The organism is Pseudomonas bharatica, assembly GCF_048586865.1.
GTDB classification, from domain to species: Bacteria; Pseudomonadota; Gammaproteobacteria; order Pseudomonadales; family Pseudomonadaceae; genus Aquipseudomonas; species Aquipseudomonas bharatica.
Map to the genome: position 1 here is coordinate 18478 of NZ_JBMAWR010000020.1, position 19500 is coordinate 37977.

19 protein-coding genes are annotated in these 19500 nt (G+C 64.0%); 12 read left to right on the top strand and 7 right to left on the bottom strand.

Annotation, left to right across the window (positions count from 1 at the left end; genetic code table 11):
• Positions 1 to 29: 29 nt before the first annotated feature.
• On the bottom strand, positions 30 to 1271 hold the full coding sequence (locus tag ACKLLE_RS20310) for a cation:proton antiporter (RefSeq protein WP_420058889.1): 1242 nt from the start codon (positions 1269 to 1271) through the stop codon (positions 30 to 32).
• Between the two features lie 195 nt (positions 1272 to 1466).
• Here ACKLLE_RS20310 and ACKLLE_RS20315 point away from each other — a divergent pair, with 195 nt between their 5' ends.
• The gene (locus tag ACKLLE_RS20315) at positions 1467 to 2300 is read left to right on the top strand and encodes an EamA family transporter (RefSeq protein ID WP_279896660.1); all 834 of its coding nucleotides are present in this window, start codon (positions 1467 to 1469) and stop codon (positions 2298 to 2300) included.
• Positions 2301 to 2335: 35 nt separating this feature from the next.
• Positions 2336 to 2719, top strand: a complete 384-nt coding sequence (locus ACKLLE_RS20320) for an MAPEG family protein (RefSeq protein WP_064305075.1) — start codon at positions 2336 to 2338, stop codon at positions 2717 to 2719.
• 107 nt (positions 2720 to 2826) lie between these two features.
• Here the strand turns inward: ACKLLE_RS20320 and mltA are convergent, their stop codons facing one another.
• Positions 2827 to 3984 carry a murein transglycosylase A gene (gene mltA, locus ACKLLE_RS20325; protein ID WP_064305074.1) on the bottom strand — a complete coding sequence of 386 codons (1158 nt, stop codon included), beginning with the start codon at positions 3982 to 3984 and terminating at the stop codon, positions 2827 to 2829.
• A gap of 125 nt (positions 3985 to 4109) precedes the next feature.
• On the opposite strand from mltA, the gene ACKLLE_RS20330 reads away from it, so the two are divergent.
• A complete protein-coding gene (locus ACKLLE_RS20330) occupies positions 4110 to 4559 on the top strand; it encodes a c-type cytochrome (protein WP_420058931.1) in 450 nt (149 codons plus the stop codon).
• 102 nt (positions 4560 to 4661) lie between these two features.
• Here ACKLLE_RS20330 and ACKLLE_RS20335 read toward each other — a convergent pair whose 3' ends face one another.
• The 4 genes from ACKLLE_RS20335 to ACKLLE_RS20350 form a co-directional block, all read right to left on the bottom strand.
• Complete coding sequence (locus ACKLLE_RS20335; protein WP_009399324.1) at positions 4662 to 5057, bottom strand: DUF1090 domain-containing protein; 396 nt, start codon at positions 5055 to 5057, stop codon at positions 4662 to 4664.
• A gap of 56 nt (positions 5058 to 5113) precedes the next feature.
• Positions 5114 to 6787 carry an NAD-dependent DNA ligase LigB gene (gene ligB, locus ACKLLE_RS20340; protein WP_420058890.1) on the bottom strand — a complete coding sequence of 558 codons (1674 nt, stop codon included), beginning with the start codon at positions 6785 to 6787 and terminating at the stop codon, positions 5114 to 5116.
• A gap of 151 nt (positions 6788 to 6938) precedes the next feature.
• Complete coding sequence (gene metK, locus ACKLLE_RS20345) at positions 6939 to 8129, bottom strand: methionine adenosyltransferase (RefSeq protein ID WP_009399333.1); 1191 nt, start codon at positions 8127 to 8129, stop codon at positions 6939 to 6941.
• Positions 8130 to 8147: 18 nt separating this feature from the next.
• Positions 8148 to 9143 (bottom strand): ArsR/SmtB family transcription factor, encoded by a 996-nt coding sequence (locus ACKLLE_RS20350; protein ID WP_009399335.1) that lies wholly within the window; start codon positions 9141 to 9143, stop codon positions 8148 to 8150.
• A 259-nt stretch (positions 9144 to 9402) separates the two neighbouring features.
• Here ACKLLE_RS20350 and tkt point away from each other — a divergent pair, with 259 nt between their 5' ends.
• The 9 genes from tkt (at position 9403) to ACKLLE_RS20395 (ending at position 18804) form a co-directional block, all read left to right on the top strand.
• Positions 9403 to 11400: a transketolase gene (gene tkt, locus ACKLLE_RS20355; protein ID WP_064304397.1), complete on the top strand. Its 1998-nt coding sequence runs from the start codon at positions 9403 to 9405 to the stop codon at positions 11398 to 11400.
• A 147-nt stretch (positions 11401 to 11547) separates the two neighbouring features.
• Positions 11548 to 12618: an erythrose-4-phosphate dehydrogenase gene (epd, locus tag ACKLLE_RS20360; RefSeq protein WP_009399337.1), complete on the top strand. Its 1071-nt coding sequence runs from the start codon at positions 11548 to 11550 to the stop codon at positions 12616 to 12618.
• Between the two features lie 12 nt (positions 12619 to 12630).
• A complete protein-coding gene (locus tag ACKLLE_RS20365; RefSeq protein WP_420058891.1) occupies positions 12631 to 13794 on the top strand; it encodes a phosphoglycerate kinase in 1164 nt (387 codons plus the stop codon).
• 32 nt (positions 13795 to 13826) lie between these two features.
• Positions 13827 to 14045 (top strand): hypothetical protein, encoded by a 219-nt coding sequence (locus ACKLLE_RS20370; RefSeq protein WP_009399340.1) that lies wholly within the window; start codon positions 13827 to 13829, stop codon positions 14043 to 14045.
• Positions 14046 to 14095: 50 nt separating this feature from the next.
• On the top strand, positions 14096 to 14413 hold the full coding sequence (locus ACKLLE_RS20375) for an MliC family protein (protein WP_420058892.1): 318 nt from the start codon (positions 14096 to 14098) through the stop codon (positions 14411 to 14413).
• 104 nt (positions 14414 to 14517) lie between these two features.
• Complete coding sequence (gene fba / locus ACKLLE_RS20380) at positions 14518 to 15582, top strand: class II fructose-bisphosphate aldolase (RefSeq protein ID WP_009399343.1); 1065 nt, start codon at positions 14518 to 14520, stop codon at positions 15580 to 15582.
• Positions 15583 to 15827: 245 nt separating this feature from the next.
• Positions 15828 to 17948, top strand: a complete 2121-nt coding sequence (locus ACKLLE_RS20385; protein WP_420058893.1) for a putative bifunctional diguanylate cyclase/phosphodiesterase — start codon at positions 15828 to 15830, stop codon at positions 17946 to 17948.
• A 41-nt stretch (positions 17949 to 17989) separates the two neighbouring features.
• The gene (locus ACKLLE_RS20390) at positions 17990 to 18490 is read left to right on the top strand and encodes a M48 metallopeptidase family protein (RefSeq protein WP_420058894.1); all 501 of its coding nucleotides are present in this window, start codon (positions 17990 to 17992) and stop codon (positions 18488 to 18490) included.
• A 17-nt stretch (positions 18491 to 18507) separates the two neighbouring features.
• Complete coding sequence (locus ACKLLE_RS20395; RefSeq protein ID WP_064304402.1) at positions 18508 to 18804, top strand: winged helix-turn-helix domain-containing protein; 297 nt, start codon at positions 18508 to 18510, stop codon at positions 18802 to 18804.
• A gap of 112 nt (positions 18805 to 18916) precedes the next feature.
• Here ACKLLE_RS20395 and ACKLLE_RS20400 read toward each other — a convergent pair whose 3' ends face one another.
• Positions 18917 to 19369, bottom strand: a complete 453-nt coding sequence (locus ACKLLE_RS20400) for a GNAT family N-acetyltransferase (protein ID WP_009399351.1) — start codon at positions 19367 to 19369, stop codon at positions 18917 to 18919.
• Positions 19370 to 19500: the final 131 nt, after the last annotated feature.

Consider the following 19500-nt stretch of genomic DNA (forward strand, 5'->3'; position numbering starts at 1 on the left):
TGTGGGGCTGACCAGCGATAGCGGTCTATTCAGGATGCAGGCTGCTCGCTGACACCCTTCACAACCCGGCCCACCGTCAACCCCTGCACCAGGATCGACGACAGCACCACGATATAGGTGATCGACAGCAACAGGTCCCGTTCCTCGCCCACCGGCAGCGACAGGGCCAGGGCCACCGACACGCCTCCGCGCAGGCCGCCCCAGGTCAGGACGCGGATGGTGCCTTTCGGCACGCTGCGCCAGCGCCGCAGCAGGACGATGGCCGGCGCGACGGTCAGCAAACGCGAAGCCAGTACCGCCACGGCCAGCACGCCGCCCGCCGCCAGGTGCAGCCAGTTGAACGGCAGCAGCAACAGCTCCAGGCCGATCAGGGCGAACAGCAGGGCGTTGAGCATGTCGTCGATCAGCTCCCAGAAACCGTCCATGTAGCGACGGGTCATGTCGTTCATCGCCAGGTTGCGCCCCAGGTTGCCGATGATCAGGCCGGCCACGACCATGGCGATCGGCGCCGACACGTGCAGCTCGTAGCACATCGCCGAGCCACCGATGACCAGGGCCAGGGTCAGCATCACTTCCACCTGGTACTGCTCGATGCTCTTGATCATGCGGTAGGTGGCGTAGCCGATGACTGCGCCGAAGATCACCCCGCCGACCGCCTCGCGGGCGAACAGGACGGCGGTGTCGGAGACGCTCGGGGTTTCGCCGAGCTGGATGATGCCCAGCAATACGGTGAACACCACCACCGCCGTGCCGTCGTTGAACAGCGACTCGCCGACGATGGTGGTTTTCAAGGGTTTCGAGGCATTGGCGGTACGCAGCGCACCGAGCACCGCGATCGGGTCGGTCGGCGAAATCAGCGCGCCGAATAGCAGGCAGTAGATCAGGCTGACGTTCCAGCCGAACATTGCGAATACCCAGTGGGCCAGGTAGCCGATCACTACGGTGGCGATCAACACGCCGAGTGTGGCCAGCAGGCCGATCGGCCAGCGGTAGCTGCGCAGGTCGGCGAGGTTGACATGCAGGGCACCGGCGAACAGCAGGAACGACAGCATCCAGTGCATCAGCAGGTCATTGAAATCGATCTGGTTCATCAGGCCTTCGACCCGCTCTTCCAGGCCGGGGAAGCCGATCAGGCTCAGGCCCTGAAGCATCAGGGAGAACAGCAGGGCGGTGACCATCACGCCGATGGCCGGCGGCAGGCCGATGAAGCGGTAGTTCACATAGGTAAGGAGGGTGGTGAGGCAGATAAACGCGGCAACTAATTCGAGCATCCTGATTCCTGTAACAGCTTCCGATATCGGTGCCCGTTTGCATCGGGCACAAGGTTTGATGGCTTTTTGATCGCCTCAAGACACAGTTTTTTTCAATGCCGCGATTGACAACGTGCTGGCTGTTTTGTTGCGGCTGGTTGAAACTCCGCAGTCCGATGAATGGACCCGGTCCGTGAAAGGCGAAGGAATCGAGACGTGGTAGCGACTTCCCTGGTGCTCGTCGCGGCACTGCTGCATGCAACCTGGAATACCCTGGTCAAGTTCAGTGGCGAGCGTCTGCTGGTGATCGCCAGCATGGACAGCGTGGCACTGGTGTTTGCCCTGCTCATGGTGGGTTTCGTCCAGCCACCGCCGCTGGACATCTGGCCGTGGTTGCTGGCCTCGGCGTTGTGCGAACTGATCTATCGCTTTCTGCTGATCCAGGCCTACCGGGTGGGTGATCTCGGTTTGGTCTACCCCTTGATGCGCGGGCTGTCGCCCCTGGTGGTGCTGGCCTTGACCCTGCTCTTCGGCGGCGAAGACCTCAGCAACCGGCAGGTCATCGGCATCCTCCTGATTCCCTGTGGCATGGCCTGCCTGCTCTGGCGCGGAGGCGGCGGCGAGCGCCTGCCATGGAGCATGTTGCCGGTGGTGGCACTGATCGGCCTGTGCATCGGCAGCTACACCTGGCTCGACGGCCAGGCTATCCGGCGCTGGGCGCAGCCACTGGATTACCTGGTGTGGTTGACGCTGGCCTCTTCCCTGCCGTTTCCGCTGATTGCCGGCGTCGCCCGGCGCGCGCCGTTCGTGCAGTTCTGGCGCACGCAATGGAAGCTGGGGCTGGCGGTCGGGGTCTGCGTATTGCTCAGCTACGCTCTGGTGCTGTGGGCCATGCATCTGGGCTCGGTGGCGGAGGCAGCGGCATTGCGCGAGATCAGCGTGATCCTCGTGGTGCTGATGGGCATGCGCTACCTCAAAGAACCTTTTGGCGGGCCCAGGCTCTTAGCCTGTGCGCTGGTGCTGGTCGGCATGCTGGTGATGAAGCTCTGAGCGCACTTTTTTCGATTCTGACAAGGACCTGAACCATGACCGTCGCTTTCTGGTGCGTACTGATCGCCCTGATGCTGCCTTACGTCTGTACCAGCATCGCCAAGTTCAGCAGTGGCTTCAATCTGCGCCACAACCATGATCCACGGACTTTCCTCTCCGGGCTGGAAGGGCTGCCCGCACGCGCCAACGCGGCGCAGATGAACAGTTTCGAGGTGCTGCCGGCGTTCATCGCCGCAGTGCTGATCGCCGATATCGTCGGCAATGCCGAACAGGTGACCCAGGACGTGCTGGCGGTGTTGTTCATCACCAGCCGGTTGCTCTACATCATTTGCTATCTGGCGGACTGGGCGGCGCTGCGCTCGCTGGTGTGGTTCGTGGGGATTGGCCTGATTGCGGGGTTCTTTATCGCTTCGGTCTGACTTGAGGGCCTCATCGCCGGCAACGCCGGCTCCCACAAGGTCCCGCGGTGTACGCGATACCTGTGGGAGCCGGCGTTGCCGGCGATGAGGGCCTTAAGAACAACTTCTTACTTGGCTTCGGTCTGAGGCACAGCAGGCAACGCCGCACCCTTCGGCCACAACAACCAGATCTGCCCCGCCTGTTTCATATCCCCGGCCAGCTTGCCCGCCGCTTCACCCGTACCCCAGAACAGGTCCGCCCGGACCTCCCCGGTAATCGCTCCGCCGGTATCCTGCGCCGCTACGGGGCGCACCACCGGGCTGCCATCCGGACGGGTGGTGGACAGCCATAGCAGGCTGCCCAAGGGAATCACCTTGCGATCGATCGCCACGCTGTAGCCCGCAGTCAGTGGCACGTTGAGCGAACCACGCGGTCCTTCGTTGCTGTCCGGGCGGGTGCCGAAGAATACATAGCTCGGATTGCTCGCCAGCAGTTCCGGAACCCGCGCCGGATTGGCCTGGGCCCAGGCATGGATGGCGCCCATGGTGACTTCTTCCTTTTTCAATTGGCCTTGTTCCACCAGCCAGCGCCCGATTGGCCGGTACGGATGTCCGTTCTGGTCGGCGTAGCCAAGGCGCAGTTGGCGGCCATCCTCCAGTTGAACCCGGCCCGAGCCCTGGATCTGCAGGAATTGCAGGTCCATCGGGTCGGTCAACCAGGCCACCACCGGTGCCTTGGCGCCCTGGCGCTGGATCACTTCGGCGGTGTCGTAGGGCTTGAGCACGCGTCCTTCGAGGCGGCCGCGCAGGCGCTTGCCTTTCAGTTCCGGGTAGACGCTGTCCAGATCCACTACCACCAGGTCCTCGGGGATGCCGTAGACCGGCACATGGGCCTGCTCGGTCCGGCTGGTGCTGCCCGGATAGACCGGTTCGTAGTAACCGGTGATCAGGCCGGTCGCGTTGTTTTCGGCGTTGCGCAGGCTGTAGACCTCAAGCCGTGCGCCGAGGAATTCGCCGATCTGCCGGGCATCGGCCGGTACGCTCGCAGCGGCGCCGCAGGTCTCGGCCCAGACCGCATCGCGCTTGAGACGCTCGCAGGCGCTGCGCCAGGCCTCGAAGCCGGCCACCAGGTCGCTGTCGCTGACGGTCGGCAGGTCTTTCCAGGTGGCATGGGTATAGGTGGCGATTGGATGCGGCCTGGACTTTTCCGGGGCGCCGCCGTTGCAGCCGGCGAGCAAGGCGCAAAGGGAGAGGGTCCAGCCGAGGCGGCGCAAGGGCAGTTTCATGCAGTATTTCCTTGGTGGTTGCCGCGCTGATGGCGGTTTGCGAACAACCATGGTTTTGTTAGGGGTATTGGTCTTTGCCGGTCAGGCGAGGATACTGGCCGCCTTTTTCCCGTGAGCCGATGACCATGATGCTCAAACGTTGTTCCGTCGTACTGCTGGCCTGTCTCACCCTGACCGCCTGTGGCGGCGTCGATCCGGACTCGCCGCTGGGCCAGCGCAAGGCCATTTTCAAACAGATGCTCAAGACCAGTGAGGACATGGGGGGCATGCTGCGCGGGCGCCTGGCGTTCGACGGGCAGAAGTTCGCGGACGGGGCAGTCAAGCTCGATGCGTTATCCCACGAGCCGTGGAAACATTTCCCACAGGTCAAGGAGACGGATGATACCAGCGCGCGGGCAGATGTCTGGGAGAAACAGGCGCGCTTCCAGGACCTGGCCCGGCAGTTGGAAAAGGCGACGGGGGAGTTGGTCGAAGCGACCAGGGCCCAGCCTTTGCAGGCTGCTGCGGTGCAAGGGCCGATGGACAAGGTGGAGGCGGCTTGCAAGGCCTGTCATACGGAATTTCGTAACCATTGATGTTCTTGGGACCGCTTTGCGGTCCTTTCGCCGGCAACGCCGGCTCCACAAGTGAACCCTGTGGGAGCCGGCGTTGCCGGCGATGAGGCCCTTCAGGCCAACCTATTTCTCCAATTCTTCCACCGCCGCCTGCAGCTCCTTGTTCGCCTCGGCCAGCTTGTCCTTGCGCTTGTTGATCTTCTCCGCGTCGCCTTTCTTCATGGCCTTGTCCAGGTCCTTCTTGCGCTGCGCGACTTCATGGCGGGCATCCAGCACTTTCTGCTCGCGCTCCTTGCGCAGCCCGGCGTCGGTGCAGTTGGCCTGCACTTCGCTCAAGGCGCGTTCCAGGCCCGCCTGCTGCTCGGTATTGCCGTGCAGGCGGGCCTGTTCGATCTGGGTGCTGATGTTCTGCTGTTTGGCGGCGCAGCCGGTCAGGCCCGGCTGTTCCTCGATCGCCAGGGCCGGCGCGGCCAGCACGGCACACAGGGTGAAGAGGGCCAGTGGGGAAATCGGTTTCATTAATAGCTCCGTGGTCGGGCAAGCAGAAAGTGAGATGCTGCCCTGATCGACGGGATTTAGAAACCCTGGATCGCTTCATCGCCCAGATTGGCTGCCAGATGCCTGACCTGCGGATGCTGGAAAAACGCCACCAGTTGCGCGGCCCGATTCGGCCCCACGCCTGCTTCCCGTTGCCATTGCAGCGCATCCCGCGCGGTCAGTTGCGCCCATGACTCACCCAGGTCCAGCGCGCGGGGCGCGGGTACGCCCAAGGCGCGTATCCACTGCTGGAAGGGCCTCTCGCGACCTTGCTGGAAGGTGCGATGCAACTGCTCGCTGCGGCGCCCGGCGATGCCGTCGATACGGCGCAGGTCTTCCGGCTGCAGCGTGATCCAGTCCGCCAGGCTGTTCAATTGCCCGGCTTCCATCAGTTTGCGCCAGGTCCCGGGACCGACGCCTGCCAGGTTCAGGCCACGCTTGCCGGCCAGCCATTGCAGGCGTTCGAGGAACTGCTCTTCACACCCCGTCGTTGGCTGCCAGCAGCTCAGGGCATGGTGCTCGCCGTCCTTCGGTGGTTGCGCCGGGGCGAGGCGCGGGCCGCGTTGTGCGACGTGATCGACCTGCGGAATCGTCAGCCCTGCCAGGCTCAGGACGATCTGGTCTCCCGCCTGGATATCCAGCTCTTTCCAGCGCTGCAGCGAACCGGTACTGACCTGGCGGACCAGGCGATCATCCAGGCGCACCGGTTCCAGTTGGAGCACCGGCGTGATACGCCCGGTCCTTCCTATGCGGAACTCCACCGCGCGAACCTCGGCCAGTGCCTGGGCGAAAGGGTATTTCCACGCTGCGCTCCAGTGCGACGAGCCCGCTTGCCAGCGTGCACCCGGCGGCTGCCGGCGCTGCTGCAGGACCACACCGTCGCTGGCGAAGGGCAGCGGCGAGCGATACCAGTGCTGGCGCCAGTGCGCGGCTTCGTCGAGGTCTTTTACCGGCTGGCTGAAGCGCTCGCTGTTGGGCAGGCCGAAGCTGGCGAGCAGGGCGAAGCGTTGGCGCGGATCCTGCGGGCCGTTGGGCCAGGCCCAGATGAACAGGTCGAGACCGGCGGCGTCTTCGCTGCTGATCTGCTGCCGGGCCATCAGCCCGGCGACCCGGCTGCGCAGGTTGAGGCTGCCGGCCCGGGCCTGGATATGCCCGTCCACGCGCCAGAACAGTTCGCCTTGCAGCGTCAGGTCGCGTGGGCTGGCCAGTTCGCGCAGGCCGGCGGGCAGCGCCGGGATATGCCGGCTCCAGTCATGCCCGTGGATGCCGTCGCCGCGGCTGATGATCTGCAGCAGCCGGCCCCGACGATAGACCAGGGTGACCGCTACACCATCCACCTTGGGCTGGATCCACAGGTCTTCACGGCCTTTGAGCCAGGCGCTGACCGCCTGTTCATCGGCGAGCTTGTCGAGCCCGGTGTGCGGCACCGGGTGACGCAGCGGCCCGGTAGCGGAGGCCAGCGGGTTGCCCGGCGTCACCCCGCTTCCCGGGAAACATGCGCGCAGGCGTTGCAGGCGCGCCGCGTATTGATCGTAGATTTCGTCGCTGACCTTCGATTCGCCAGCGCCATGGTAGGCGGCATCCCATTCGCTGATGCGCGCCTGCAACTGGTCGATACGCGAGGCGGCGATGCTCTCCGACCAGTCGGGACAGTGGCCGGCGAATACGAAAGGGCTGAAGCACAACAGCAGCAGGGCAGTGATTCTTGACATGCGGAGCGTCCTTGCTCTTCGGAAAGGTCACGCCAGCCTAGGAAGCCCGGTGCTAGATGGCCCGCCCGGTTTTGTCAGCCCTTGTTTCGCAGAAAGCAAAAAGCCCCGGCCAGAGCACTGGCCGGGGCTTTCCTGAAGCGATTACCGGGTATTACAGGCCGGCGGCGGCGCGCAGCGCGTCAACGCGGTCGGTACGTTCCCAGGTGAAGGTGGTGAAGGTGTCGTCGCCGACGGTCTTCTGCTGCGGAGTGCGGCCGAAGTGACCGTAGGCCGCGGTTTCCTGGTACATCGGGTGGAGCAGGTCGAGCATGGTGGTGATGGCGTAAGGACGCAGGTCGAAGCACTCGCGCACCAGCTGGACGATCTTCTCGTCGGAGATCTTGCCGGTGCCGAAGGTGTTCAGCGAGATCGAGGTCGGCTGGGCCACGCCGATGGCGTAGGAGACCTGGATTTCGCAACGCTCGGCCAGGCCGGCGGCGACGATGTTCTTGGCAACGTAGCGACCGGCGTAGGCCGCCGAACGGTCAACCTTGGACGGGTCCTTGCCGGAAAACGCGCCGCCACCGTGACGGGCCATGCCGCCATAGCTGTCGACGATGATCTTGCGCCCGGTCAGGCCGCAGTCGCCCACCGGGCCGCCGATGATGAACTGGCCGGTCGGGTTGATGTGGAACTGGGTGCCCTTGTGCAGCAGTTCTGCCGGCAGGGTGTGCTTGACGATCAGCTCCATCACCGCTTCCTGCAGGTCTTTCTGCGAGACTTCGGGATTGTGCTGGGTGGACAGCACCACCGCGTCGATGCCCACGACCTTGCCGCCTTCGTAGCGGCAGGTGACCTGGGACTTGGCATCCGGACGCAGCCACGGCAGCAGGCCGGACTTGCGCGCTTCGGCCTGGCGCTCGACCAGGCGGTGGGAGAAGCAGATCGGCGCCGGCATCAGCACGTCGGTTTCGTTGCTGGCGTAGCCGAACATCAGGCCCTGGTCGCCGGCGCCCTGGTCTTCCGGCTTGCTGCGGTCGACGCCCTGGGCGATGTCCACGGACTGCTTGCCGATGATGTTCATGACTGCGCAGGTGGCGCCGTCGAAGCCGACGTCGGAGCTGTTGTAGCCGATGTCGGTGATGACGTTGCGGACGATGTCTTCCAGATCGACCCATGCCGAGGTGGTGACTTCGCCGGCGATGATTGCGACACCGGTCTTCACCAGGGTTTCGCAGGCTACGCGGGCGTATTTGTCTTGCGCGATGATGGCGTCCAGCACCGCGTCCGAAATCTGGTCGGCGATTTTGTCCGGATGCCCTTCAGATACGGACTCGGAGGTGAAAAGGGAGTATTCGCTCATCTCGACGGGTTCCTGAATTTACTGATGGTGAGTGTTGCCAGCCGGTCGCTGGAAATGGCGGACCTGGAGCTGGAAACCATTACGTAGGCCTACATAGAGGCTGTCTCCGGGAACCAGTCCCGCAGCGCACGCCCAACGAAGCAGGTCGTCCTGTTCAAAGCCCAGCCAGAGGTCGCCGCAGGCTTCGCGGGCCCACCCCTGGTCGTGGCTGCACAACTCGGTAAGCAACAGGCTGCCGCCTGGTTTGACGCGTTCGGCCAGTTGCCCGAGGGCGGCGGCCGGATCGCTGAAGTGGTGCAGGACCATGTTCAGCACGACGCAATCGGCCTGGCCTTCGGTATTGCCAAGGGCATCGGCCAATTGCAGGTTTACATTAGCCAGGCGCTCGCGCTGGCACACCTGGCGCGCCAGTTCAAGCATGGTCGGGCTGTTGTCCAGCGCGGTGACCCGGGCGAAGCGCCGGGCCAGCTCGGGCAGGAATTCGCCGTCGCCCGGGCCGACTTCCAGGGCCGTGGCGCCAGGTTCGAAGCTCAGTTTATCGAGCAGGGCCAGGAGGCTTTCCCGGTACTGGGCCAGGCCGGCGATCAGGTCCTGCTGGGCGCGGAACTTCTCTTCGACGCGCAGGAAGAAGTCCTGGCGGGTGGCCGCGCGGCGCTGTTGGACCTGGTGGATCCGCGCCTGCATCTCGCCGGACAGCGGCAGGCCGTCGACTTCCTCGAGCAGCGCGGCGTGCAGCTTGCCGCCGAGGCCGAGGCTGTCGGGCAGGGCGCGGCGGTAGAAGATCGCGTTGCCTTCGCGGCGAGTCGCCACCAGTTCGGCCTGGGCCAGCACCTTCAAATGGTGGCTCATGCCTGACTGGCCGATGGCGAAGATCTGCGCCAGCTCCAGCACGCCGAAGGAATCGTTGGCCAGGGCGCGCAACACGTTCAGGCGCAGGGAGTCGCCGCCGGCCTTGCACAGGGCGGCCAGGCGTTCGCTTTGCTGCTGATCGGGAACGGTTACGGGGCTATTCATAGGGGCGGCAGTCTAGTCAGGGCCAGCGGGCGTCGCAAGTTCAATATCAAAAAGTTTTGATATTGCGCGATGAGCGGAGGGAAAAGCCCCGGCCGGGCCGCTGTTTTCGGCTGTTTCGTCGGTCAAACCAGGGAATCGGCCGTCGATCGCAGGAAAATCGTTCCACTTCGACCATCCGTGATTGCCCCGGAAGGTATGCCTGGGCGAAAATAGCCGCCTTTTTTCCGTCAGTTCCTTTTCAAGTTCCAGGAGACAAGCGATGCCGAGCCGTCGTGAGCGTGCCAACGCCATTCGTGCACTGAGCATGGATGCCGTGCAAAAAGCCAACAGCGGCCACCCCGGTGCCCCCATGGGCATGGCGGATATCGCCGAGGTGCTGTGGCGTGATTTTCTGAAGCACAACCCGGCCAACCCGTCCTTCGCCGACCGCGACCGTTTCGTCCTGTCCAACGGCCACGGCTCGATGCTGATCTATTCGCTGTTGCACCTGACCGGCTACGACCTGTCGATCGACGATCTGAAAGGCTTCCGCCAGTTGCACAGCCGCACCCCGGGGCACCCGGAGTTCGGTTACACCCCGGGCGTCGAGACCACCACCGGCCCGCTGGGCCAGGGCCTGGCCAACGCCGTCGGCTTCGCCATCGCGGAAAAGGTCCTGGGTGCCCAGTTCAACCGTGAAGGCCACAAGGTCGTCGACCACAACACCTATGTGTTCCTCGGCGATGGCTGCATGATGGAAGGCATTTCCCATGAAGTCGCTTCCCTGGCCGGTACCCTGGGCCTGGGCAAGCTGATCGCCTTCTACGACGACAACGGCATTTCCATCGACGGCGAAGTCGAAGGCTGGTTCACCGACGACACGCCGAAGCGTTTCGAAGCCTACAACTGGCAGGTCATCCGCAACGTCAACGGCCATGATGCCGACGAGATCAAGACCGCCATCGAGACCGCCCGCAAGAGCGAGCAGCCGACCCTGATCTGCTGCAAGACCATCATCGGCTTCGGCTCGCCGAACAAGCAGGGCAAGGAAGACTGCCACGGCGCACCGCTGGGCAACGACGAAATCGCCCTGGCCCGCAAGGAACTGAACTGGAACTACGGTCCATTCGAAATCCCGGCCGACATCTACGCCGAATGGAACGCCCGCGAAGCCGGTGCCAAGGCCGAAGCCGAGTGGAACCAGCGTTTCGACGCCTACGCCGCGGCCTTCCCTGAGCTGGCCAGCGAGCTCAAGCGTCGCCTGAACGGCGACCTGCCTGCCGACTTCGCCGAGAAGGCCGCTGCCTACATCGCCGAAGTCGCGGCCAAGGGCGAGACCATCGCCAGCCGCAAGGCCAGCCAGAACACCCTGAACGCCTTCGGCCCGCTGCTGCCTGAACTGCTGGGCGGCTCCGCCGACCTGGCCGGTTCCAACCTGACCCTGTGGAAAGGCTGCAAGGGCGTCAGCGCCGAGGACGCCAACGGCAACTACATGTTCTACGGCGTGCGCGAGTTCGGCATGACCGCGATCATGAACGGCGTCGCCCTGCACGGCGGCCTGGTTCCGTACGGCGCGACCTTCCTGATGTTCATGGAATACGCCCGTAATGCGGTACGCATGTCGGCCCTGATGAAGCAGCGCGTCATTCATGTCTACACCCACGACTCCATCGGCCTTGGCGAGGACGGTCCGACCCACCAGCCGGTCGAGCAGCTGAGCAGCCTGCGCGGCACGCCGAACCTGGACACCTGGCGTCCGGCCGACGCCGTCGAATCGGCGGTGTCCTGGAAGCATGCCCTGGAGCGCAAGGACGGTCCTTCGGCGCTGGTCTTCTCGCGTCAGAACCTGCAGCACCAGGACCGCGACGCCCAGCAGATCGCCGATATCGCCCGTGGTGGCTACGTCCTCAAGGACTGCGCCGGCGAGCCCGAGCTGATCCTGATCGCCACCGGTTCCGAAGTGGGCCTGGCCGTCCAGGCGTTCGACAAGCTGAGCGAGCAGGGCCGCAAGGTCCGCGTCGTGTCGATGCCGAGCACCAGCGTGTTCGATGCCCAGGACGCCGCCTACAAGCAATCGGTTCTGCCGGTGCAGGTGGGTGCGCGTATCGCCATCGAGGCCGCCCATGCCGACTTCTGGTACAAGTACGTCGGCCTGGAAGGTCGCATCATCGGCATGACCACCTACGGTGAATCGGCTCCGGCCGGCGCACTGTTCGAGGAGTTCGGCTTCACCCTGGAAAACATCCTGGGCACTGCCGAAGAGCTGCTGGAAGACTGATGTAATACATCCGCGGGCGCTGTCGCTCGCAATCGCGGGCAAGCCCGCTCCCGCAGTGGCCGCAAACCCTGTGGGAGCGGGCTTGCCCGCGATTGAGGCGACGCCAGTCCTGCGGCTTGCGCCGCTAATCCGTTCCGTGAGCCCCCAATGCCCCAACCGCGTCCCTACAGAGTTGCACTCAATGGTTATGGCCGTATCGGCCGTTGCGTCTTGCGCGCACTCGTCGAGCGCGGGGCGAAGGCGGGCTTCGAGATCGTCGCGCTGAACGATCTGGCCGACCAGGCCAGCCTCGAATACCTGACGCGCTTCGACTCCACCCATGGCCGCTTCCCCGGCGAGGTGAGGGTCGATGGCGACTGTCTGCATATCAATGGCGACTGCGTGAAGGTCCTGCGCAGTGCCACTCCCGAGGGCATCGACTGGGCGGCGCTCGACGTCGACCTGGTGCTGGAATGCTCCGGGGCCTACAACACCCGTGCCGATGGCCAGCGCTTCCTAGACGCCGGCGCGCCGCGGGTACTGTTCTCGCAACCCATGGCCAGCGAAGCCGATGTCGACGCCACGGTGGTCTACGGCATCAACCAGGATTGCCTGGATGGCAGCGAGACCCTGGTTTCCAACGCGTCCTGCACCACCAACTGCGGCGTGCCGCTGCTGCGGGTGCTGGACCAGGCGTTCGGCATCGACTACGTGTCGATCACCACCATCCACTCGGCGATGAACGACCAGCCGGTGATCGACGCCTATCACCACGAGGACCTGCGCCGCACCCGTTCGGCCTTCCAGTCGGTGATCCCGGTGTCCACCGGTCTTGCCCGCGGCATCGAGCGCCTGCTTCCGGAACTTGTCGGGCGAATTCAGGCCAAAGCCGTGCGTGTACCGACGGTGAACGTGTCATGCCTGGACATCACCCTGCAGACAAGGCGCGATACCACGGCTGCCGAGGTCAACCAGGCGCTTCGCGAAGCTGCCCTGGACGGGCCGCTGCGGGGGCTCCTGGCCTACACCGAGCTGCCCCACGCCAGTTGCGATTTCAACCATGACCCGCATTCGGCCATCGTCGATGCCAGTCAGACCCGTGTTTCCGGCCCCCGTCTGGTGAACCTGCTGGCCTGGTTCGACAACGAATGGGGGTTCGCCAACCGTATGCTCGACGTTGCCGATCATTTTCTGCGCGTCGTGGACAACCGCCAACGCACCACCAGCAAACAGCCCTGAAGGACTGCATTCATGACCGTTTTGAAGATGACCGACCTCGACCTGCAAGGTAAGCGCGTACTGATCCGCGAAGACCTCAACGTCCCTGTTAAGGACGGTGTGGTTGCCAGCGACGCGCGCATCCTCGCTTCGCTGCCGACCATCAGGCTGGCCCTGGAGAAGGGCGCGGCGGTGATGATCTGCTCGCACCTGGGCCGTCCGACCGAGGGTGAATTCTCCGCCGAGAACAGCCTGAAGCCGGTCGCCGACTACCTGAGCAAGGCCCTGGGCCGTGAAGTGCCGCTGGTTGCCGACTACCTGGACGGCGTCGAGGTCAAGGCCGGCGACGTCGTGCTGTTCGAGAACGTGCGCTTCAACAAGGGCGAGAAGAAGAACGCCGACGAACTGGCGCAGAAATACGCCGCACTGTGCGACGTATTCGTCATGGACGCCTTCGGCACCGCGCACCGCGCCGAGGGTTCCACCCATGGCGTGGCGAAATTCGCCAAGGTCGCTGCTGCCGGACCGCTGCTGGCGGCCGAGCTGGACGCCCTGGGCAAGGCCCTGAAGGCCCCGGCCAAGCCGATGGCCGCCATCGTTGCCGGTTCCAAGGTTTCCACCAAGCTGGACGTGCTGAACAGCCTGAGCCAGGTCTGCGACCTGCTGATCGTCGGTGGCGGCATCGCCAACACCTTCCTCGCCGCTGCTGGCCACAAGGTCGGCAAGTCGCTGTACGAAGCCGACCTGGTCGAGACCGCCAAGGCCATCGCCGCCAAGGTCAACGTGCCGCTGCCGGTTGACGTGGTAGTCGCCAAGGCCTTCGCCGAAGACGCCGAAGCCACCGTCAAAGCGGTTGCCGACGTGGCCGACGATGACATGATCCTCGACATCGGCCCGCAGACTGCCGCGCAGTTCGCCGAGCTGCTGAAGTCGTCGAAGACCATCCTGTGGAACGGCCCGGTCGGCGTGTTCGAATTCGACCAGTTCGGCAACGGTACCAAGACCCTGGCCAAGGCCATCGCCGACAGCGCCGCGTTTTCCATCGCCGGCGGTGGCGACACCCTGGCAGCCATCGACAAATATGGCGTGGCCGCTGATATCTCCTACATTTCTACCGGTGGCGGCGCGTTCCTCGAATTCGTCGAGGGCAAGGTCCTGCCGGCCGTGGAAGTGCTGGAACAGCGGGCCAAGGCCTGAGTCGCCGGGGTACTGGCAAAGGGAGCGAACCGATGATCAAGCGACTGTCCCTGATGGTCATGACCGCCGCGCTGGGCGCCTGCTCCAGCGCGCCCGAGTCCGCTTCCGACAAGCCGGCCGCCGTCAAGGGCGGCTGCTACCAGTCCGAATGGCAGGCCGAAACCGTACCGGTGATCAGCAAGCGCGTCGGTCCGGACGGCCTGGAAAAATACGACGAAGAACATCAGCGCCAGGCCAAGGGTTGCCCTTGATCGGCTGAGGTCAACCTGTCGCCTGCTTTGTGGTCTGCTGGAGGAAGGGAATGAAAGGCGTTCTGGCCGTGATGGCCTTGGCGTTACTCGCGGGATGCGCAAGCTTCAGGTCCGCTCCCCCGGTGGCCGACAACTGGACCACCTGGATCTGCGACAGCAAGGCCCAGGTGCTTTGGCGTGCAGTGGGCGACGATATGGACGTACGCCTTGGCGGCGGCGACCAGGTCTACCGGCTCAAGCCCGAGCCGGCGGCTTCCGGGGCGCTGTACAGCGACGGCGTGCTGGCCTTCCACACCAAGGGCGACGAGGGTCTGGTGTACTGGGTCGCAACCGACGATTTGATAGGGCGGGGCTGCAAGGCACCGTGACTGGCCGGGCCGGCCTTGCGTGCCGGCCCACACTACTTGAACAGCAACCGCCGCTGCGGCAGGCTTGCACGAAATAACGACGCTTGTCGGGAGAGAGATACACAATGGCACTCATTAGCATGCGCCAGATGCTGGACCACGCCGCCGAATTCGGTTACGGCGTTCCGGCTTTCAACGTCAACAACCTCGAGCAGATGCGCGCCATCATGGAAGCGGCCGACAAGACCGACTCCCCGGTGATCGTCCAGGCTTCGGCCGGTGCCCGCAAATACGCCGGCGCGCCGTTCCTGCGCCACCTGATCCTGGCCGCCATCGAAGAGTTCCCGCACATCCCGGTGTGCATGCACCAGGACCACGGCACCAGCCCTGACGTGTGCCAGCGTTCGATCCAGCTGGGCTTCAGCTCGGTGATGATGGACGGCTCGCTGCGTGAAGACGGCAAGACCCCGTCCGACTACGAATACAACGTCCGCGTAACCCAGCAGACCGTGGCTTTCGCCCACGCCTGCGGCGTTTCCGTGGAAGGTGAGCTGGGTTGCCTGGGCAGCCTGGAAACCGGCCAGGCCGGTGAAGAAGACGGCGTCGGCGCCGAAGGCATCCTGGATCACAGCCAGATGCTGACCGACCCTGAAGAGGCTGCCGACTTCGTCAAGAAAACCCAGGTCGACGCCCTGGCCATCGCCATCGGCACCAGCCACGGTGCCTACAAGTTCACCAAGCCGCCGACCGGCGACATCCTGGCGATCGATCGCATCAAGGCGATCCACCAGCGCATCCCGAACACCCACCTGGTCATGCACGGCTCGTCCTCGGTGCCACAGGACTGGCTGGCGATCATCAACGAGTTCGGTGGCGACATCAAGGAAACCTACGGCGTACCGGTCGAGGAAATCGTCGAAGGCATCAAGCACGGCGTGCGCAAGGTCAACATCGACACCGACCTGCGCCTGGCCTCCACGGGTGCGATCCGTCGCTTCCTGGAGCAGAACAAGTCCGAGTTCGACCCGCGTAAATACTTCGCCAAGACCGTCGAAGCCATGCGTGACATCTGCATCGCGCGTTATGAGGCCTTCGGCACCGCGGGCAACGCTTCGAAGATCAAACCGGTCTCGCTGGACGAAATGTACCTGCGCTACGCCAAGGGCGAACTGGCCGCCAAGGTCAACTGAGTTCGGCTTGCGTGATGAAAAGGGACTGCCTGTGCAGTCCCTTTTTTATCGCCTGCGAAAACGCTCAGAACCGCAGCTCCCACAGGGATCGAGGCGGCAGTCATATTACTTCTGGACAGACCGTTAGTCGGCGAACGATCTATTGGCTTTGTGCCAGCTTTAGATTTGTAACACTCGGGTCTAGAGTGGAAAGCGGCAGAATTTCAATTGAAAGACTGACGCTCGTTGCCACATAGAGAAGCAGCATGGAATGCGCTCAAACCCCTGCACAAGAGGAAGCGTCAACACTGTTGGTGGTTGATGACTACCCGGAAAACCTGACCAGCATGCGTGCCTTGCTGGCCCGTCAGGATTGGCAAGTATTGACGGCGTGCTCGGGCATCGAGGCGCTGAGTACCTTGCTCGAACATGAAGTCGATCTGGTCTTGCTCGATGTGCAGATGCCGGGCATGGACGGCTTCGAGGTCGCGCGCCTGATGCGCGGCAGCCAGCGTACCCGCCTGACGCCGATCATCTTCCTCACGGCCAACGAACAGAGCCAGGCTGCGGTGCTCAAGGGCTACGCCAGCGGTGCCGTGGATTATCTGTTCAAGCCCTTCGATCCGCAGATTCTCAAGCCCAAGGTGCAGGCCCTGCTCGAACAGCAGCGCAACCGCCGCGCCTTGCAGCGCCTGACCCGCGATCTGGAAGTGGCCCGTGCCTTCAATGCCTCGGTCCTGGAAAACGCTGCCGAAGGCATTCTCGTGGTGGCCGAGAACGGCACCATCCGCTTTGCCAACCCGGCCATTTCCCGCCTGCTGATGGCTTCCGTTGACCAACTGGAGGGAGCGTGCCTGCTGGATTTCGTGCTTTCGCCGACGGCGAACCAATGGCGGGACTCGGCCTTCTACCTGGCCTACCTGGAGCGCGATATCTATCGACTGCATGACGCGGTACTGCGCACCAGCAATGGCCAGGCCGTGTCGGTGGCGCTGTCGTGCGCGGCGTTGCCGGGGGAGCAGCGCGCCATGGTGGTCACCGTCCTGGACATGTCGGTGGTACGCAGCCTGCACCAGCAGCTCGAACAGCAGGCGGTCACCGATCCGCTGACCGGTCTGCTCAACCGCCGCGGCTTCTACCAGGCGGCGGAAAGCGCGCTGGTGCGCAGCGAGCATTCGGAAAAGCATCATGCGCTGATGTATCTGGACCTCGATGGCTTCAAACGGGTCAACGATTCCCTCGGTCATGAAACCGGCGACCAGGTGCTGCACTGGGTCGCCGAGCAACTGAAGGACTGCCTGGGCGGTCACGGCATATTGGCGCGCATGGGCGGCGACGAGTTCACCGCGTTGCTCGACGACCTCGACTACCCGGAGCAGGCGGCCCGCTTCGCCGAGAAGTGCATCGAGCGCATGTCCATCCGCCAGCACATCGACGGGTTGGAGGTGATCCTCGGGGTCAGCATCGGCATCGCCGTCTACCCCGATTGCGGCGCCAACCTGGACAACCTGTTGCGTGCCGCCGACACGGCGATGTACGCGGCGAAGCAGGCCGGCCGCCAGCAATACCGCTATTACGACGATGACCTCAACGGCCGCGCGCGCTCGCGGCTGATGCTTGAAGACAGCGTGCGCGCGGCTGTCGACAACCAGGATTTCACCTTGGTGTTCCAGCCCCAGGTGGCCTTTGCCGATGGCCGCCTGCGTGGCTTCGAGGCGCTGCTGCGCTGGCGCCACCCGAGTGTCGGCGACGTACCGCCGGGGTTGTTCCTGCCGCTGCTCGAAGAAGCGCGCCTGATCAACCGCCTGTCCAGCTGGATCTACTGCCAGGGCGCCGAACAGCGGCGCTTGTGGTGCGGGCATTTCCCCGACGAACTGACCCTGGGCATCAGCCTCAGCAAGGTGCAGTTCGGCATGCCCAACCTGGTCGAGGAGCTGGCTCAGGTCATCGCCGCCGTGGGGCTGGCGCCCCGTCAGCTTGAAGTGGAAATCGCCGAAACCTCGCTGACCGACGATATCGACCTGGCCCTGCGCCAGTTGCATCGATTGCGTGAGCTGGGCGTGCGTGTCGCGCTGGATGACTTCGGTGCCGGCAACTGCTCGCTGCGCCTGTTGCGCGACCTGCCCATCGACACGCTCAAGCTCGATCGCCACCTGGTGGCGCTGTTGCCCGAATCCGAAGCCAACATGGCGCTGGTGCGCTGCGTCATCGAGCTTTGCCGGCAATACAACATCGGCGTGATCGCCGAAGGCGTGGAAACCCTGGAGCAGGCGCACTGGCTGCGTGAGCACGGCTGCCAGTATGTGCAGGGGTTCCTTGTGGCCCGCCCGGTCACCGCCGAGGAAGCGGGGCGCTTCCCGGTGTTTTTTGACTGGCAGTCGTTGTAGTTGGGTACACTGCCGCCTTCGTTCCGTCGTTCGCCGCAGCCATGACCGTCCTCAAGTACCTGCAAGCCTACCCGCCCGCCCTGCAAGACCAGGTGCGCCAGTTGATCGCCCGCAATCAGCTGGGCGATTACCTGCAAAAGCGCTACCCCGGCCGGCATGAGGTGCAGAGCGACAAGGCGCTGTACGGCTATGCCCAGGCACTCAAGCAGGAGCACCTGCGCAATGCGCCGAACCTGGACAAGGTGCTGTTCGACAACCGCCTCGACCTGACCCACCGCGCCCTTGGCCTGCACACCGCGGTGTCGCGGGTGCAGGGTGGCAAGCTCAAGGCAAAGAAGGAAATCCGCATCGCCTCGCTGTTTCGCGACGCGGCGCCGGAATTCCTGCGGATGATCGTGGTGCACGAACTGGCGCACCTCAAGGAGGCCGAGCACAACAAGGCCTTCTACCAGCTCTGCGAATACATGCAGCCCGGCTACCATCAACTGGAGTTCGACCTGCGTGTCTACCTGACCTGGCGCGACCTGCCGGGCAATCAGTGAGTCAAGGAAGCCTTTGCATGGAAGTGAGCAAGACCAAGAGCAGTTTCTACCGTCGGCTGTACGTCGCCTGGCTGATCGACAGCCAGACCGCCGCCAGCGTCCCCGCGCTGATGGCCGCTACCGGCATGCCCCGGCGCACCGCACAGGACACCATCGCGGCGCTGGCGGACCTGGACATCGTCTGCGAATTCGAGCAGGAGGTAGGGGCGCGCAATCACGCCGGGAATTACCGGATCCGCGATTGGGGGGCGATCGACAAGGGCTGGATCATCCAGAACCTGCGGGTGATTCGGGAGGTGTTGGGGTATCCCTGATCTTCCAGGCCTGCACAGATCCCTTGTGGGAGCGGGTTCACCCGCGATTGCGATGTTGGATTCACTACAGCAATCGCGGGTGAACCCGCTCCCACATTGACCACGATCCGCTTCAGGTCCTGCGCATACCGATGTGCGGAATCCCGTCTTCCAGATAGGCCTCCCCCACCACCTCGAACCCGTGCTTGCGGTAATACCCCTGCAGATGCGCCTGGGCCGAGAGGTAGACCGGTACGTCCGGCCAGTTTTCCTGGGCTTCCTTCAGCGCCCGTACCATCAGCTCATGCCCCAGCCCCTGGCCACGCCCTGCTTCGGCGATCACCACACGGCCGATCACCACGTCGCCACCCTGGGACGTCGGGTCGAGCAGGCGCAAATACGCTACCAGCTGATCATCCTGCCATGCCATCAAATGGCAGGTGTCTCCGGACAGATCCTGCCCGTCCAGGTCCTGGTACGGGCATTTCTGTTCCAGCACGAACACTTCGTTGCGCAACCGAAGCACGGCGTAGAGCTGTTCCTTGCCCAGGTCGGTATGATGTTTGCAAAGCCAGTCGATGGACATGTAGGCATCTCTCAGTGGGTACGCGTCCGAGGATAGCCCGTTGCGCTATCCAGTCGAAGGTAAAAGTGTGCGCAAGACCGGCAGGAATAGAGGCACATGGCTATTATTTGCTTCTCCCACCCGGATGGATG

Coding starts and splice junctions, on each gene's coding strand:
- ACKLLE_RS20335 (WP_009399324.1), bottom strand. CDS start 5,057: ATGAAACCGATTTCCCCACTGGCCCTCTTCACCCTGTGTGCCGTGCTG.
- ACKLLE_RS20385 (WP_420058893.1), top strand. CDS start 15,828: ATGGAATGCGCTCAAACCCCTGCACAAGAGGAAGCGTCAACACTGTTG.
- ACKLLE_RS20395 (WP_064304402.1), top strand. CDS start 18,508: ATGGAAGTGAGCAAGACCAAGAGCAGTTTCTACCGTCGGCTGTACGTC.
- ACKLLE_RS20370 (WP_009399340.1), top strand. CDS start 13,827: ATGATCAAGCGACTGTCCCTGATGGTCATGACCGCCGCGCTGGGCGCC.
- epd (WP_009399337.1), top strand. CDS start 11,548: ATGCCCCAACCGCGTCCCTACAGAGTTGCACTCAATGGTTATGGCCGT.
- mltA (WP_064305074.1), bottom strand. CDS start 3,984: ATGAAACTGCCCTTGCGCCGCCTCGGCTGGACCCTCTCCCTTTGCGCC.
- ACKLLE_RS20310 (WP_420058889.1), bottom strand. CDS start 1,271: ATGCTCGAATTAGTTGCCGCGTTTATCTGCCTCACCACCCTCCTTACC.
- metK (WP_009399333.1), bottom strand. CDS start 8,129: ATGAGCGAATACTCCCTTTTCACCTCCGAGTCCGTATCTGAAGGGCAT.
- ACKLLE_RS20375 (WP_420058892.1), top strand. CDS start 14,096: ATGAAAGGCGTTCTGGCCGTGATGGCCTTGGCGTTACTCGCGGGATGC.
- fba (WP_009399343.1), top strand. CDS start 14,518: ATGGCACTCATTAGCATGCGCCAGATGCTGGACCACGCCGCCGAATTC.
- ligB (WP_420058890.1), bottom strand. CDS start 6,787: ATGTCAAGAATCACTGCCCTGCTGCTGTTGTGCTTCAGCCCTTTCGTA.
- ACKLLE_RS20350 (WP_009399335.1), bottom strand. CDS start 9,143: ATGAATAGCCCCGTAACCGTTCCCGATCAGCAGCAAAGCGAACGCCTG.
- ACKLLE_RS20330 (WP_420058931.1), top strand. CDS start 4,110: ATGATGCTCAAACGTTGTTCCGTCGTACTGCTGGCCTGTCTCACCCTG.
- tkt (WP_064304397.1), top strand. CDS start 9,403: ATGCCGAGCCGTCGTGAGCGTGCCAACGCCATTCGTGCACTGAGCATG.
- ACKLLE_RS20400 (WP_009399351.1), bottom strand. CDS start 19,369: ATGTCCATCGACTGGCTTTGCAAACATCATACCGACCTGGGCAAGGAA.
- ACKLLE_RS20365 (WP_420058891.1), top strand. CDS start 12,631: ATGACCGTTTTGAAGATGACCGACCTCGACCTGCAAGGTAAGCGCGTA.
- ACKLLE_RS20320 (WP_064305075.1), top strand. CDS start 2,336: ATGACCGTCGCTTTCTGGTGCGTACTGATCGCCCTGATGCTGCCTTAC.
- ACKLLE_RS20390 (WP_420058894.1), top strand. CDS start 17,990: ATGACCGTCCTCAAGTACCTGCAAGCCTACCCGCCCGCCCTGCAAGAC.